General features: G+C 40.2%; 12 protein-coding genes. 3 read left to right on the top strand and 9 right to left on the bottom strand.

What is annotated here, in order from left to right; translation table 11 throughout:
* Nucleotides 1-15: 15 nt before the first annotated feature.
* The 4 genes from RYH73_RS20330 to RYH73_RS20315 form a co-directional block, all read right to left on the bottom strand.
* Nucleotides 16-3,639: a metallophosphoesterase gene (locus RYH73_RS20330; RefSeq protein ID WP_335315321.1), complete on the bottom strand. Its 3,624-nt coding sequence runs from the start codon at nt 3,637-3,639 to the stop codon at nt 16-18.
* Between the two features lie 74 nt (nt 3,640-3,713).
* Entirely contained in the window at nt 3,714-4,571 is an 858-nt protein-coding gene (locus RYH73_RS20325) for an SdiA-regulated domain-containing protein (protein WP_335315320.1), read from the bottom strand.
* A gap of 28 nt (nt 4,572-4,599) precedes the next feature.
* Complete coding sequence (gene ppk1, locus RYH73_RS20320; RefSeq protein ID WP_335315319.1) at nt 4,600-6,651, bottom strand: polyphosphate kinase 1; 2,052 nt, start codon at nt 6,649-6,651, stop codon at nt 4,600-4,602.
* Between the two features lie 8 nt (nt 6,652-6,659).
* Complete coding sequence (locus RYH73_RS20315) at nt 6,660-7,835, bottom strand: Pycsar system effector family protein (RefSeq protein WP_335315318.1); 1,176 nt, start codon at nt 7,833-7,835, stop codon at nt 6,660-6,662.
* A 310-nt stretch (nt 7,836-8,145) separates the two neighbouring features.
* Here RYH73_RS20315 and RYH73_RS20310 point away from each other — a divergent pair, with 310 nt between their 5' ends.
* Nucleotides 8,146-8,670, top strand: a complete 525-nt coding sequence (locus RYH73_RS20310) for a DinB family protein (protein WP_335315317.1) — start codon at nt 8,146-8,148, stop codon at nt 8,668-8,670.
* Nucleotides 8,671-8,680: 10 nt separating this feature from the next.
* Here RYH73_RS20310 and RYH73_RS20305 read toward each other — a convergent pair whose 3' ends face one another.
* A complete protein-coding gene (locus RYH73_RS20305) occupies nt 8,681-9,640 on the bottom strand; it encodes an EamA family transporter (protein WP_335315316.1) in 960 nt (319 codons plus the stop codon).
* Nucleotides 9,627-10,118 carry an Lrp/AsnC family transcriptional regulator gene (locus tag RYH73_RS20300; protein WP_335315315.1) on the bottom strand — a complete coding sequence of 164 codons (492 nt, stop codon included), beginning with the start codon at nt 10,116-10,118 and terminating at the stop codon, nt 9,627-9,629. The genes RYH73_RS20305 and RYH73_RS20300 overlap by 14 nt, the downstream gene beginning before the upstream one ends.
* Nucleotides 10,119-10,320: 202 nt before the next feature.
* Here RYH73_RS20300 and RYH73_RS20295 point away from each other — a divergent pair, with 202 nt between their 5' ends.
* On the top strand, nt 10,321-11,364 hold the full coding sequence (locus tag RYH73_RS20295; RefSeq protein WP_335315314.1) for an isoaspartyl peptidase/L-asparaginase family protein: 1,044 nt from the start codon (nt 10,321-10,323) through the stop codon (nt 11,362-11,364).
* Nucleotides 11,365-11,383: 19 nt separating this feature from the next.
* Here RYH73_RS20295 and RYH73_RS20290 read toward each other — a convergent pair whose 3' ends face one another.
* Genes RYH73_RS20290 through RYH73_RS20280 form a run of 3 tightly spaced genes read right to left on the bottom strand, consistent with a single transcriptional unit; the run spans nt 11,384 to nt 13,092 of the window.
* Nucleotides 11,384-11,941, bottom strand: a complete 558-nt coding sequence (locus RYH73_RS20290) for an acyl-CoA thioesterase (RefSeq protein ID WP_335315313.1) — start codon at nt 11,939-11,941, stop codon at nt 11,384-11,386.
* A 3-nt stretch (nt 11,942-11,944) separates the two neighbouring features.
* Nucleotides 11,945-12,475, bottom strand: coding sequence for a YceI family protein (locus tag RYH73_RS20285; protein WP_335315312.1), 531 nt, complete (start codon nt 12,473-12,475; stop codon nt 11,945-11,947).
* A 20-nt stretch (nt 12,476-12,495) separates the two neighbouring features.
* The gene (locus RYH73_RS20280) at nt 12,496-13,092 is read right to left on the bottom strand and encodes a short chain dehydrogenase (RefSeq protein WP_335315311.1); all 597 of its coding nucleotides are present in this window, start codon (nt 13,090-13,092) and stop codon (nt 12,496-12,498) included.
* A gap of 216 nt (nt 13,093-13,308) precedes the next feature.
* Between RYH73_RS20280 and RYH73_RS20275 the strand changes: the two genes are divergently transcribed.
* Complete coding sequence (locus RYH73_RS20275; RefSeq protein WP_335315310.1) at nt 13,309-16,671, top strand: DEAD/DEAH box helicase; 3,363 nt, start codon at nt 13,309-13,311, stop codon at nt 16,669-16,671.
* Nucleotides 16,672-16,722 lie beyond the last annotated feature (51 nt).

Genomic DNA, 16,722 nt, shown 5'->3' with positions numbered 1-16,722 from the left:
GTGAGGAGTTACTTGTTAAAAACGGAATCCCATGGTAAAATAAGGGTACCAGCCTTCTTTCGAATGTCCGGCAACGAATTGCAACAATGCAATTCTTGCTGGCGCATAATATACACCTGCGCCCGTACCTTGATGTATGGAACTATTATCCAATCCGTCAACCCAAACTTTACCGATATCATAAAAGCCCAATAGCCCCAGCTGTCCCGGTAAGATATAGCTGCCAATCTGTGCCAATTTAATTCTGGCTTCAAAATTATTAAAAAATAAATGATCTCCAGCAAAGCGATACTGACGGTATCCCCAAAGATTATTTTGCCCGCCTAAAAATAGGGACTGGTAAAAGGTCGTTTTTCCTAAAGTCGTTCCCCCGCCCAGCCGGTCGGCAAAGGTCACCGCATTTTGCCAAATGCTTTTGTAGACGGCGACTTCCGCTTTCGCTTGAAGGAAAGACTTGGAATAATCGTTTAACCCCGTCAGGCCTTGTAGATCTAGTTTGAAATACCCTCCTTCGGTTGTCATTATTTTGTTGTTCCTGTTATCCTTCAAAAAGGAGGCGTTAAAACCGGCAAAAAGCTTGTCTTTGGCAATCGTCAAACTGTCGTAGGTGTGAAGTTGGCCGGTATTGTTTATAAAGCGGCCCTCATTATCGTCCGAATCATAATAGTACAATTGAAAAGAGGGGCCGAAGGAAATTGAGGACGTTTCTGTCGGTGTCCACCGCAATGCTCCATGTGCCTCGTATAGGTTAAATCGCGTTCGATAATACCTTACGGAATGATTTTCTTTGTCATAAATCGAATTATTCCCTAATCCAAAAAAGTTTTGTGTATTATTTGGTGCGTGTATGCTAACATCGGCTAAAAGATCAGCCTTGCCTACAATTTCTTTCCAGATACCTTTATATTTAACTTTTATGGCTCCTGTTGCGAAGGCTCCGGAGACAAGGAGCTGTTGCTGATGGGTAAAGGGGCTCTTTCGGAAGCCTCTTTGATGCGTGTATCTAAAACCGCCTCCAATCATAAAACCATCATCAGCATTATAGCCAGCAGTTATCAGAGGCATCCAGACATTATATAAGTTCACCGGAACGAATGCGGTGTTAGCACTATCTTTGGATAGGTGCTTTCTTACTTTGGATAATTCTCCGGAAAAAGAAGACTGTTGTCCGATATCGTAAATTTTAACCGACCGGATGGTAGAGTCGATATGATAGACCTTTTTTCCCGCTCCGCCAATGATGCGAAGCTTAATCGGCGCGTGTTTATTTTCTATGTAGACACTGTCGTCACCCGCCGCTAAATAAACTCGGATTTCCTTGGTTAAAGCGGGTAAATACTCCTTTTTCATCAATTTACCTTTTCGCTCCCCCTCCTTGTTGATCTTTCTGACCGTTACGTTCAGACCGTTATCCGGGCCGTCTTTGATCGCTATCCACTCATGTTTATCACTTAGTTTTATATCTACAATATTATTGATAAAGTGATAATATGTTTCCATAGCTTGAGGGATGGCGTCTCTTCTTTGTTTGAGCTCACTCAACAGGGAGTCATGCCGAATTGCGTAGGATGAAGTGGGTAATCTTTTTATACTTTCTTCTAATACCTGATCCGTAACGTCTTTGACAAAGTCATCAGCCAGTTCCATCCATTCGTCAAAAGTAAATTGGTTCTTAGGGTGCGCATTTAAAAAATCGGATTTGAACAGTGCGTAATTAGGGCGACTAATGGATGAGCGAAAACCCTGTAGTGTCGGTAATGCCCAACTGCGGGACATAACGTTTGGGAAGAAACCTTCTACTTTTCTAAAAGCTTGATCACGGTCTCTCGGTATCGGTAAGTAATCCTTGTCTTTACCTTTGCTATCATCGTACCATCGCCATTGATCTTCATGACGATCCCAATCACCAATCAATAGATCCAGCATTCTGGCCCGAAGAAAGGTTTTTGCTTTATAGATGTCGTCATTATCGTGGTTGATTTTACGGAGCATTTTAAGGGTATTGTCCGAGTCGCCCAAGGGTTCGCGCTCCTCTATTAAACACAGTGTATTGGCAAACACATTGTTGTAGGCGCCCAACGCCGTATCGGGTGCGACAATGCCGATGATGGGATTGGTATGAGCAACACCTACAGCATCTGCGAGGGGAGGAATCATTAGCGCCGAATAGGGGTGTTGTGCGCTATTGGCATCATCCAGAAAATCGCGGGCAAACGTTTGTTGCAGTTCAGGTGGGAGTAAAGCATCTGTGTTCTTGTTGACGCTTCGAATAACCCACTCCTTTCCGGTTTTGTCTGCTAAGCGCAATGAAACTGTCTGCATACCCCCACCTCTTTTTAAGGGAGTCAAACCGCCTTGAAAGGAAGAGATTCTGATGATAGGTACTTTTGTTTGAGCCGCCCATTCTTCTCGGTAATTCTCGCCGAAGAGTTTTCGATGGAATTTCTTTACCTGATTATAAAGGGGATTGGCTTGTGTCAAGGTACTGTCTTCGTTTGAACTACTTAGAAAAAGTGAATCTCCCAACGGAATAGGGTCAATGAAGGATTTTTTATACGTGTACGTCTCTTTAATAACATCACCATCCGCCGTAAAAAAGCGCATCTGTTTCGTTTTGTCTTTCCATTCATCAACAATGACAAATCCCGTTGTTCCTGCGGTAAATAAAGCCTTTTTGCCATTTTTGACAAAGCTTCCTTTGCTACCGCCGCCACTGACCAACTGTAGATTACTGCCATCCAATACAAGTTGGAGGCCATGATCATGACCTCCAACATACAATAGATTAGGGAACTCATCTACTGTGTGCTTGATGTCCTGTATCATTTGTTGATAGCTCGGATGCGGGATATCTTCAGGATTTAGAAATACAGTGGATCTTAAAATAGGATACAAAGATCCGACTAAGGGTAGGGGTACATAGAGCTTTTTGCTTAGATTAGTGAGTGGAAAAAGGTGATCTTTCCACGAAAAGTTGCCGCCATGTACACCATAAGAAGATAAAGGATGATGGGAGGTGAGCAATACCGTTTTATTTCTGTTCTTGTAAAGCAAACTTTCTAAACGCTCCAATACTTCTTCCTTGCTGCCACAATTGCAGGTTGTGTCGCTATTTAACTTTTCGAATGGGGATAGTAGCCACTCGCTATCGTAGGCAATTACGGTGAGATTGTCGGAGATATTGATTTCTACCGGATCAGGACAACCATTGTCAGGCACCATGCTGACAAGTGAATCTCCAATCGATTTAAGATAGGTTGACTGGGCTTTAATTTTTTCAAGCCCGTGCTTTCCGGAATTGTCCCAATCATGGTTTCCAGGTAAAAAATACACTGGTATCTGCTTGGCTCGAAATGGCTCAAATTGCGATCGTAATATGTCTTCCGACTTTTGTTTTTCGGATGAAGTCAGGGGCATCCCCTTGGGATAAATATTATCACCCAAAAAAAAGACGGTGGTTTTACCCGAAAGAGCTTGTTGCGTTGCAGCTTCAATAACGGCATGCTGCGCTGTGCTCAATTCGCCGGCATCGCCTATGAATATCGTGCGACTTTTCACAAGCGACTCTTGTGCATTGGCCGCTATCGTAAGGACAATACAAACAAGCGTAAAAGAAACAAGTAAAAATTTATTACTCATATGTCTTGTGATTAAATGCTTTTGTTCTCGTAAGAAAAATATGGACACTTTTCTTCGTTATGCAGAAATCAAATTTAGACTCCTTTTTCTTTATAATCAAATTTAAGTAAGGTGGCTTCCCCTGTATCGCCTGCTTCGTTGCTGATGTAAAGGTTATTATCCCTGTCGAAAGCGATACCCTCCGGTTGATTGAACAACTTTGGATTCAACGAATGAGCTTCCTTGACTTTCCAATCATCACCTACAATCACTAAAAGCTTATTAATGGATGAGACAATATACCATTCATTCGTTTTTTGGTTTCGAGTCAGTGCTGAAGGCCTGAAAGCTTTGCCTTTTAATTTTACATATTTACTGATTTCTTCATTATCAATCGAATAACTCCCTTCCTTTATAACTTGGCCATCTGCTTTAAGTTTAAGGATATAGCCAGTGGTTTGTGTTGTTTTTTTGTCTACATTGCATTGTTTGCATAAAACATATACATTGTTATTTGTAGAGGAAACTGCCAAACTTTCATACTCACCTTTTGGTAAAATCTTTTCGGAAACGACAGCAGTGATTTCCGTATCGTATTGCTCTTGAAGCGGAAAAGTAAAAAAAGAACCGTCGCTTCTAAGGAGGATAACATGGCTACCACTAATAGCAATATCTTCGTAATCGCCCTTGCCTGCAAATTTTACATGCTTTGCCGATTTATCTCCTGCACGTAAATAATATACGTGTCCTTGTTCATCTTGCTGCGCAAGTAATCGATTCGGATCCCCGTCTATAAAGGTTATACCTGATACTTCTTCCAATTCAGAAGGAAATACCATTTGTTGGGGTTCATTTAGGTTATAATGACTAGGAGAGGTAAAAGAGGTGTTCTTTTTTTGTGCGCAAGCCATACAAGTAATCAATGCGATGTATATGGTAAAAAGAGGCTTCATGGGTATATAGTTTAATAGTAAATATCAATTAGTGGTCTACGACCTTGTGGAATGATGTATTCACCAGTTTCTGTATTTCCTCTTGAGAAGATCTAGTTCCCCCCGTTATCCGTATGTTCTGTGCATCTTTATCTAACTGAACAGCCGCTGTATTGTCTTGTAATTGTAGCGCAAGAATTTGGATAATCTCTTGTTTTAATTCTTCATTATAAATTGGAAAACACACTTCAATACGTCTATAGATGTTTCGATCCATCCAATCTGATGATCCAAGAAATATTTGTTCTTGCCCCCCATTATGGAAAATAAATATTCGACCATGCTCTAGGTATCGATCCACAATCCGAGTAACCTGAATGTTCTCGCTTAACCCCGGGATCCCGGGGCGAATCCTGCAAATACTTCTCACAATCAGGCGGATTTTAACACCTGCCTGACTCGCTTCATATAGCTTGTGAATCAATTTTTCTTCTTCCAGGTTATTTAATTTAATGGTAATGGCAGCTTCCTGCCCTTTGAGAGCACGATCGATTTCATTATTTATATGATGTAGAAAGGTAGCAAGTAAATTGAACTTTGCTACCAGCAAATGTTGAAATGTCAATGCAGGATACTCTTTTCCAAAGCTTGGACTGCTTAAATAGGTGAAGAGCAAATCTAATTCAGTCGTTATTGCCGATGAAGTTGTGAGTAGTGAGTGATCTGTATACGTTCTCGCTGTATTCTCATTAAAGTTGCCGGTGGAGAGTAGCGCGAATGCTTTTGGTTGAATACCGGAATTAAGTTTTATTAACGAAATCTTGGCATGTACTTTTAATTTTGGATCGCTATATACAATTTTTATTCCCGCATTTTCCATCCGTTTCGCCCATTTAATATTGTTAGCTTCATCAAAACGAGCTTTCAACTCGACAAAAACAGTTACCTTTTTGCCGTTTTTTGCAGCGCTTATCAATGCATGCACAATCTGAGAATTGGTAGCGACCCGGTAAAGTGTGATAAAGATTTCTTCTACCTCAGGATTAAGGACTGCTTCATTGAAGAAACGCAAGATCGGATTGTAGCTATGATATGGCGTATGAAGCAAAATATCGCGGTGTTTTATTTCCTCAAATAAGGTTGGGTATTGATATGCGATTTCCGTAAGGGGTAGTTTTGAATATTGAAGTTGTTGGTCTTTTATGGGAAAGGTGAAAAAATCTTTTAGATTATGATAAACCCCACCCGTGATATGATTGGCATGCTCGAGTTGCAAACATGTTGTCAATTGATTGAGAATTGGTGGAGGAACATCGGGCGCATACAGGAATCGCGTTGCCATTCCATAGTCCCTTAATACGAGTAATTTTTCTATTTCGTTGGCTAAATCTCCATTAAATTCGCCCTGTAAATCAAGCTCGGCATCTCGTGTTATTTTGAAAGAGAAGGCACCGGAAATCTGATGTGGAAAAATATATTGTAAATGGCTTCTTATAATATCGTCAATGAAAACAACATAATGTGTGTTTTCAATTTGCGTGTAAAAGAACCTGGGTATTTCATCGGACGGAATGCTTATAAGTGCAAGCCGTTTTTCTTCGCTGTCAAAATTGATCGCCAGATAAAGTTGATTATTCTTGGGAAGAAGCACCTGCTGCTCGGGGTAACTAATTTCGAGGAAAGCGGCTATTGTATCAAAAAAGAAACGATCTGTTTTTTCTTTAATAATGGTCGGAATATCCTCATTGTATATCAAATGAATATTTTTGTTTTTTAAGGCTGGGATAATCCCCTCTTTCAAAATAGTTCCAAAATAGGTCTGCTGATCTTCAATTATTTTTTTTGTTTTCTTAAGGATACCTTTCTTTATGAATTTTTGTGGAGTAATAGCCTGTTTTTTTAATTCTTTCAAGGCCATCAAAACCGGAATTCTTACACGATAAAATTCGTCCAGATTAGAAGAAAAGATGGCCAAGAACTTTAAACGTTCCAATAAAGGCACTTCTTCCTTTGATGCTTCCGTTAACACACGGCCATTGAAAGACAGCCAACTTAGATCTCGACTATTTAAAAGCTTCTTTCGTTTTTTTTGCAGGACCATGTGTATTATTATTGAATGGTGACAATGACAGCAATAAAAGAGAGTACGGAGGCAATTAATCCGTACATGAATATGTTATATGCGATTCGCAATAAGCGATATTTTCTGCCGAGCACTACACCCTGCGAATAAACGTCTTTGATGAGGGTTCCGTATAGGAAATCACGATCTTCCATAACCGTTCGCATACCTTCATTGTATTCCTGCAAGCCCATTTTGTAAAAATTGCCAAAAAAGAGGAGATTTACTTTCTTTTCCTTCATGTCTTCCTGTGAAAAAACACCGTTCGGTATATAAGGGCGGGTCGCTAAGATCGCTACCACCACCGTTGATAAACTTACAGCAAGGAGAACAAAAGTAGGCAGAACGAGATGTTCGTTACTATCAAGCTTGCGTAATAGTAAGGCGATAATGACGGAAAGAATAATAGAATTAACGGTTATAAGTATGTTACTTTTATTGTCCGCCATATCACTTAAGCGTTGGTTGTTAGTAGATGTTACCCTAAACATCGTCTCAATCCCCCGATCAGGGCGTTTGTCTTTATCTTTGTCTTTCTTTGTTTTTTTATCTTCTTCCATGGTTGTATGGTTGGATTTTAATTTAAGTGAAGCCAGATTTTTAAGTTTTTTGTCATTTAAGAACAGGTTCGCGTATTCGGTGTGGTAGTGATGTCTTTCCATTAAAGTAATGGTTCCGTTGCGCCAGGTATCCTTGTCAATTGATTCTCCTCGACAACCTTCTGCTTCTTTTCGCATCAGTTTGTTTCTTTCATTAAATCCCTCACTCCCTAAATGGAATAAGTCTGCATCACATACAATCTTTTCCAGTAAGGTTTGTGGGGTTTGAGGCATGCGCGTAGCAATAATACATTTCTTGATAGATTCAATGATCGGTTCATCCACTTGTCTTTCCTGTAAGAATTTTTCAGCAATTTCAGCACCACGTAATTCATGGTTTTGAGGAGGTCCGGTGTAGTATCCAACGTCGTGGAAATAAGCGGCTACTTGGACGATGAAATCGTCTTGTGCTGATAGTTTGTAATAATCACCGATTTTCTTACTTGCTTCTACCACTTGAAGTATATGTTCGATATCGTGAAAGCATAAATTGGTGTTGTTTCGCGCTTTGATATAATCCTTGATCCAATTTGCAGATTCTTGAATAATAGCCTGGTAGTCCATTTAATCTTTTTTGGCATTTCTAAACAAACTTAAATAAATTGCTAGTATAATACAATGGATGGAATAGCCATTTTGAAGTGCTATTTGTTTCAGTAATCTTATAGAGAAGTATCGACTTCATTACAAGCTTTGCATACCTTCGATCTTTAATAGAATTTTTATTCTGCTTTTTCATAAAAGAGCGTGGCGTTAAAAAATCCGAGGTGTCCATTTGCTCGAATTATTTGCCGTTTCGTAAAAAATGAAAAAGCGCATGACATACTGTTGTCACTCATGTGTCTTTTCTTTGGTATATAAAAACTTAGCGATTATGGTACAGGAAAAAGACACCTTCGAACTCGAATCAGCAGGCTTAACTAATTTGATAAGAAATTATGCAGATTACAATTTATGGACTAATATTACATTGATCAACTGGCTGAAAACAAAGCCAAGGGAACTTTTAGAAAAAGAAGTTCTTTCTAGTTTCCCAAGCATTTATCTGACCTTGATCCATATGTGTAGAACGCAAGGATACTGGTTTGCCATTATCAATAAGAAATATGACTTCGATCCCGAACACGGCCTAACACTTGACGAAGCGATGGATTTTGTTGTGGAGCAATCCGCTCAAATTGCAGACTATGTGAGCGCCATGACTGTTAATGAATTGCACGAACCTATTTTAGTAGAAAGCCCCTGGTTTAATTGTGAATTTTTGGCATCAGAATACATTATGCAGTTTGTGAATCACAATACTTATCATAGAGGTCAGATCGTAAGTATTGGTCGTCAACTTGGGTTCACGGATGCGCCAATGACTGATTATAATTTTTACAACATTATGGGTAAGTAGCAAGGGAAATTTACTGCTCGGGACACAGCGGCTTCATTTGCTTGTCACGCTTTTTTACCTTTACCAAATTTATCATGGCGACGCCGCATAAGATAATGGTGAGACCAATAATTTGAATCAGCGTAATTTGTTCGTTAGCAAAGGTGCTTCCCAAAAAGACTGCTACCAGTGGATTAACGTAAGCATGCGTGCTAACTTCCGTTGCCGGACGTACCTTGAGCAACCAGATATAGCTAGTGAAAGCCAGAATAGAACCAAAGATAATAAGATAACCGATGGCGAGATAAGAGACGTGTGGCACAACTTGCACATTAAATCGCTGTACATCACCATGCACAAAAGAGGCAATCCAAAACAGTGCGCCTGCAATCAGCATTTGCCAAGCTGCATTGGCAAAGGTAACACCATTTGGTAGCACACTGTACTTTGAATAAACAGAGCCCGAGGCCCAAGAAAGTGTACCTAATATAAGCAAGCACATGCCAATCGCTTGATTAGATACGCCCGTTTCGGTGAAGGAAGTAGCTAATTGTTCACTAAAAAGCAAGATAACTCCAATAAATCCTATTAAAACCCCCAGAATGGTATTCCAGTTTCGAAAATTGATTTTCCACATCTTTTTGTCGAGCAACAATATCCATATAGCCGTAGAAGCAGCAACGATGGCAATCAGGCTACTAGGTAAATACTGTTGAGCTTTCATGACCAACCCCATATCGATGAACAAAAGCAGTATACCGGTAATGGCTGCCGTTTTTATCAATTGCTTATTCCATATCGGTTCTTTCATTTTTCCGCACCAAATCAGCAGTAAAATTCCTGCAGTTGTAAAACGTACCGCTCCCAAAAGAAAGGGGCTAAAACCCTGAAGGGCAATATGAATAAAAAAATAGGTAGAACCCCAAACAATGTAAATTAACAAGTAGGCGATAATAATTGCCAATGTCGATGTATTCTTAGTTTTCGTCATTTTCTGCGGTATTTTTTTTGATAACAAGGTGCTGATTTTCTTTAACGGTCTCCAACACGATGGTTGTTCGCGTTGATATAATATTGGGAATATCCCTCAACGAAGTCTTCATGAAATGCATTAATTCACCGGAGCTTGCTACCCGAATTTTTACGAGATAGCAATCCTCGCCTGTAATATGATGAATCTCCTGAATGGCTTCTATCTCACTGAGCAGTTTATCCGTTTCATCACAACCTAAACCATCTGACACGCTGATGAAAATAAATGCCAACAGACTTTGATTGACGGCTTCCGGATTTATACGCGCAGTATATTGTATCAGCGCACCCTTTTGTTCAAGCTTACGGACTCGTTCAAGTATGCCGGAGGGAGCCATGCCCAATTCGCGGGCCAAATCTGCGTTCGTCATCCGAGAGTTCTTCTGTAAGTAATCCAATATTTCCAGATCAATCCGATCTAGTTGTATATCCTGCATAATCTTTCATTATAAATAGGGCCGACAAAAATACAGATTGTTTGGATTGTTTTTGAATAATATTCATTGTTGAATTGTAAAATTTGAATAATATTCTGTTTTGAGGGCGTGGTGCCAAGTGAATGGTCTAACAAGGTGCCATCGATTTAAATGATAAATTCTAATGAAAATGCTGTATTTTTATGGGAAATTAATATATACTGTGAAAATTAAACGACGCTTACGACTTTTTTTATTGTTTTCTATCTTATTGACGGTTGCCCATGCACAACAGAAGAAGTATGTATTGGTAATACACGGTGGTGCTGGGACCATTGAGCGGGGCCGTATGACGGCCGAATTAGAGCAAGCCTATCGCACAAAGTTGAGAGAAGCCTTATTGGTAGGTTATGAAGTTATCAAACAGCATGGAAGTGCACTAGATGCTGTTGAGAAAACAATACACGTTTTAGAGGATTCTCCTTTGTTCAATGCCGGGAAAGGAGCTGTGTTTACGCATGAGGGAAAAAACGAATTAGATGCGGCTATTATGGATGGAGCGCGCTTGCGTGCAGGTGCGGTAGCAGGAGTAACGACCATTCAAAACCCGATAAGTGCCGCTCGTGCGGTTATGGAGAAATCAGAACATGTACTGCTGGCGCGGGAGGGGGCTGAAGACTTCGCTCGACAAGTAGGTTTGAGGATGGTCGATCCATCGTATTTTTATACGAAAGAGCGATGGGATGGGCTTCAGAAGGCCCTTCAACACGAAGCAGCTCAGGAAAAGAGCGGTAAGACTGCTGCGCGACTTGGAGGCGGTATTCAGGATGATAAGTTTGGTACAGTGGGCTGCGTCGCACTGGACAATCAGGGGAATCTGGCCGCTGGAACTTCGACAGGAGGGATGACGAATAAAAAATTTGGAAGAATAGGTGATTCTCCCATTATCGGTGCAGGTACTTATGCCAATAATGCGTCCGTTGCGGTATCTTGCACAGGTTGGGGGGAATTTTATATTCGGAATGTGGTGGCCTATGATGTGGCTGCACTCATGGATTATAAGAATTTGAAGGTACAAGATGCTGCAGAAACTGCTCTTGCCAAAGTAGCAAAGGCCGGGGGTAACGGCGGCCTGATTGCATTGGATAAAGAAGGTAATGTTGCGATGCCCTTCAATACTTCCGGTATGTACCGTGGAGCTATCTCAGCAACAGGGGAGTTCGAGGTCGAAATCTATAAAGATGAAGGTGTTGGGGATCTGAATTAATAATCGAATCGATTTCAGGTTAATATGATTCTTTCAGAATACACCGTTCTTTCTTCAGTGCTTCAATAATATCCTGATTCTTGAAGTCCGATTTAATACGTTCGCCCTCCTGCTTATAATACCGATTTAATTCCTTGCGGTGCATGGCTGTAATAAAACGTTGTATCTCTGTTTCGTTTTCTAAAACCAAACCGGGAACCTGAACGGGCTTGTGTGTTTCTTCGTCTAAAGCCACCATCGAAAAGTAGCTGGAATTTGTATGTTTAACAGCATGTGTTTTCACGTTCTCTGCCAATACTTTAATGCCAACTACGAGCGAGGAATTGCCGACATAGTTAACGGAGGCCAGTAGCGAAATGATTTCACCCACTTCTACGGAAGCCCTAAAATCAACGGTATCAATCGAGGCAGTAACACAATATGTTTCGGCATGTTTGGCGGCACATACATAGGCAACTTTATCCATTAACGATAGGATAACACCACCGTGTATTTTTCCGCCAAAATTGGAATAGGAGGGGATCATCAGCTCCGTCATAATCGTTTGAGACTCGGTCACAGTTTTGAAGTTATTCATACATCAGGATATTTTTATTAATTCAATGTTGGCAGCCAGTTCGATTTCTTCCGATACGACCATTCCACCGGCTTCCATTAGCGGATTATACGTGAGGCCAAAGTGTTTTCTGTTGATGCTTCCTGACACCTGAAAACCGGCTTTCAATTGGTTTTTCTCTTCTACGGTTCCGCCGAATGAAACATGAAGTTTCACTTCTCCCGCCACACCTTTGATGGTAAGTGTCCCTTTTAATATGAATGTTTCAGCTTCCTCTCCGGCGCTTAGCTCCGTAGCGTGAAAAGTAATGGTCGGATGTTGCGTAACATCGAAAAAAGAGGATGATTTCAGGTGTTCATCCCGGTAGGATTCATTGGTATAAACGCTGTTCGCATCGATCGATAAGCGGATCGATGCATGTGTGAAATCCATTGGATCTGTCGTTTCTACTGTTCCCTCAAATTTAGTAAATAAGCCGGTTACAGTCGATATAAGCATATGTTTTACTCGGAAATGGATTTCCGAATGCTTAGGGTCAATTTCCCATTTTGTCATATAATAGATTACAAAAAAGATTAGAATACACGAATTACTTCTCCGGTGATTGCTCCCATTACACTTTTATAATAAGCATTTGCGACACGTTCCATTTTAACCGGAATGTGACCGGCGAAAGCTTCAAAAAATGAAGGAGAATCTTCAACAACGCCCGGGCTCACGGCGTTTATGCGCACATCTCTCTTAAGTTCAATGGCAGCACCTTTTACAAATGCGTTAATAGCACCATTTACTGTACTCAACGCAGTTCCTCCCGGTATGGGGTCGTCGGAAAGAATCCCGGAGGTCAATGTGAATGAGCCGGCAGGGTTAATATAATGTTGACCGATAAGTATCAAATTAATTTGTCCCAATAACTTGTTGTCCAAACCCATCTTGAAGTCAGCACCAGTTAGTCCCTCTAATGGCTTGAAAGCTGCCTTGCCCGTTGTACTAATGAGTGCATCGAATGGGCCAATAGTTTCAAAAAAAATCTTTATCGATTGTTCAGAGGAAATATCCACTTGGTAGTCTCCTCTCGTAACACCCACTTTAACGACTTCGTGTTTGCTTTCAAACAGCTTGGTCACATGCTTGCCAATTGTTCCGGTTGCTCCAATAATAATGATCTTCATTTTTTTATAATTTCCGTGCATTCATCTTGCTCGTAAGCGAGGCTATATGCTGACAATCCCTTAGATCCGTTAACGATTAAAGCGCTCAGCAGTTAAGTGTTGATGAACGTGTGCTAATATAATTCATTCTTTATTGCAAATCTAAGCTTGCTTATGAATAGCTTTGTTGAAGGTAGCTAATATTTGTGGGAAATATATTCATAAGAATGTTATAAAATGACCTTTGTAAATAAAATAATAGACGCTGGAGATGCTTCTTATATTATTGAAGATTTTGCGGATGAGCAATTATCCGATATCTTGATGTATAAACATTCATCTGATCAACTCATGCCAGGAGCTTCCGTAGATGTTGTGCAATTGGCTGTTGACAGAGGTGTCTTTGACTATTTATATCTCGGCGCGTCCACTACACGTGTAAGTGTATGGAAAAACAGCGAGAAAAAGCGTCTTAATTTTCATTGCACTTGCTTCGAAAAACCAATAAGAATGTGCCAACATAGCCATCGCATTCTTTATGAGATCATTAAAAACGAAAATATCCGATTTTTTTTTGATGGAATTTTGCGGCATTCGAAACTTAAAAAAATTGGAAAAGACTACGGCTTGGAGCATGAAGTTGATATCGCTTCACATTTCCAAATGCATTATGGGGAAAATACGTTAATACTTAAACCAAGAATACAAGGTTTGTTAAAGATAACAGATGAAAATATAGCGTATCTAAAAAATAAACTTTTACCGGACACTAAACCTGCTTTTCGCGAACATAAAGAGGATGGTAAAGCTATTCTTATTTATCACCATAAACATTATCATCATCTGATGATTCAACTTGGCGAATTAACCTTTGCTGCCAATGGCAAAGTGAAGACATTAGTGAAGACGATTGATGCAGCAACGCTGTTATGGTATGAAACACACCCTGAATATATTCGCTTTCTGGTGGCGGTAAGTAGATTCCAGCAGCCCATAAAGGAATTTTATGATGAAGATGATATGCGTGCTTTGCAGGAAGTCGTAAAGAATCCGCTTCATATGCCTGTTTATTATCATACAAATTCAATGCAGTTTCAGGCAAGAAATTTTAGCAAGGTGAAACTGCAACCAATAGAACGAGATCAATTTACATTAGAGATTCAGAAAAGAGATACATTTTATGAAGTAGGTCTATGGTTGCAGATCGAAAACCAATTGTATCGAGTACAAGATCTCACTTTTGCTTTTGATTGCTTCCTCGTTATCGGTGAAACCTTTTACGTCCCTAAGAATTACAATATATGGAAAATTGTCCAATTTTTCAAAAACCTCGGAACTGATCTACTTGTGCATGAATCAAAATATCCACATTTGCAGAGCCACTTGTTAGATAGTGTGAGCGATTTGTTGAAGGTGAACTATAGGTTTCGTTCAATAATAGAAGCTTCCGTTTCAATACAAAGGGCTATACAACCCCCTGAGCGAATAATTTATTTGTCTGAATCTGAGAATTATATCGTCATTGAGCCTGTAATGCGCTATGGAACAGTTGAGATTCCCATCCGTTCAAAACGACCGGTTTATGGAAGTGATGAACAGGGAAATCCATTATTGATTCATCGTCGTGAAGAGGAGGAATTACAATTCTTGTCTTTTCTCCTCAAACAACATCCTTTTTTCCCCGAGCAATTGGATGACGATTTGCTTTATTTTTATTTACATCAAGATCGGTTTTTTGACGACGATTGGTTTTTGAATGCCTTTGAGCAGTGGCAAACGGAAAAGATATCTGTTTTGGGATACAATAAGTTGTCTTGGAATAAGAGCCCATACAAAGCTAAAATTAGCATTGAAGTTACCAGTGGTATTAATTGGTTTAATACAAAGCTAAAAGTTGCTTATGGCGGAAAAACAGCTCGGCTGCGTGATCTGGAAAAAGCAATTAAAAATAAATCTAACTACGTACTGTTGGATGACGGAACACATGGTGTCTTGCCCATTGAATGGCTTCACAAACTGGAGGAATACTTCCGCCTTGGTAGACGAGCAGGTGAGTTGCTTAAAACGGGCAAGATGAATTTTCAAGAATTGCTTGCCGTCTATGAAACCGATATGTTCGATAGCGGGGTAAAAGATGAGCTATTCCGTTTTAAGCAATGGAAAGACGGAGATGAAGACACAACAGTAAAGGTTCCGGAAGGATTTATCGGCCAGTTAAGACCTTATCAATTAGACGGCGTGAAATGGTTGCATAGTTTGAGCCGGCTAGGTTTCGGGGGGTGTTTAGCAGATGATATGGGTTTGGGAAAGTCGATTCAGATTCTTGCGTTCTTACAACTTAAGAAAGAAGAGGGAGGGGTCGGTACAAATTTAATCGTTGTTCCGGCTACCTTGTTGACAAACTGGCTACAAGAATTTGGGAAATTTGTTCCCTCGCTGCGGGTTTTCCTTTGGCATGGCGGAAAACGAATCCAGATCAATAGCGTGTCGTCGTGGGACGTTGTTTTAACGTCCTATGGAACTATGGTGGCAGATTTGGACCGTTTTCAACAAATCGAATTTGACCATATATTTCTTGACGAGTCACAACATATAAAGAACCTGGCATCGCAACGATATCGTGCTGCAAACCGATTAAAAGCAAGAACGAAGATTGCGGTGACAGGGACCCCCCTAGAAAATAACACTTTTGATCTATTCGGTCAGCTTTCATTTGCCTGTCCGGGGCTCTTGGGTAACAAAAGATATTTTCGTGATGTATATTCGACGCCTATCGACAAATTTGGTGTGAGTAAGCGTCTGGAAGCGTTGTTACATAAGATTAAACCTTTTGTCTTAAGAAGAACGAAAGCAGAAGTAATGGATGAGTTGCCTGAGAAAACGGAAATGGTGGTCTATTGTGAAATGGGGGAAGAGCAAAGAAAAATATATGACTTACATCAGCAGGAATTTCGGTCCTATATTTCAGCACAAACAGATGAGGAGTTAAGTAACAAAAATGCCATCGTGTTAAAGGGTTTGATGCGGTTGCGCCAAATTTGTGATTCCCCACTTTTGTTGAAGGATAAATATAGCGATGCGCCAAATGCCACGAAATTGGAGTGGTTGACAGAGGAAATTGAACAAAGGAGTGTCCGACACAAAATCTTATTATTCTCTCAATATGTGCATATGTTGGATCTGGTAGAAGAACAGTTGCATAAACAAGGCTTACAGACTGTTAAAATGACGGGTAATGTAAAAGTGAAAGATCGAAAGGAGCTTATTGAGCAATTTAAACACAATGAGGAGGTGAAGGTTTTTTTAATAAGCTTAAAAGTCGGTGGAGTCGGTTTAAATTTGACCGAAGCCGATTATGTGTATTTAATTGATCCGTGGTGGAATCCGGCAGTGGAAGATCAAGCCATTGACCGTGCTTATAGAATGGGGCAGCGGAAAAAGGTAATCGCTATACGACTGATCTGTAAAGAGACCATAGAAGAGAAAGTCCTCCAGTTACAACACAGTAAAAATGAACTGTTCACTAAACTGGTCGATTCAGCAACCCTCAACAAACAATCTTTTTCTAAAGAAGCTTTATTGCAATTATTATCGCATTAAAAAGTCCTAACTTTTAAACAAAAGTTAGGACCCCTCTTTTCGTGAATTGTC

The sequence above is a fragment of the Olivibacter sp. CPCC 100613 genome (genome assembly GCF_036959255.1).
Taxonomy (GTDB): Bacteria; Bacteroidota; Bacteroidia; order Sphingobacteriales; family Sphingobacteriaceae; genus Olivibacter.
The sequence above is the reverse complement of the archived record's forward strand: the minus strand, read 5'-3'. Positions and strand labels throughout refer to the sequence as shown.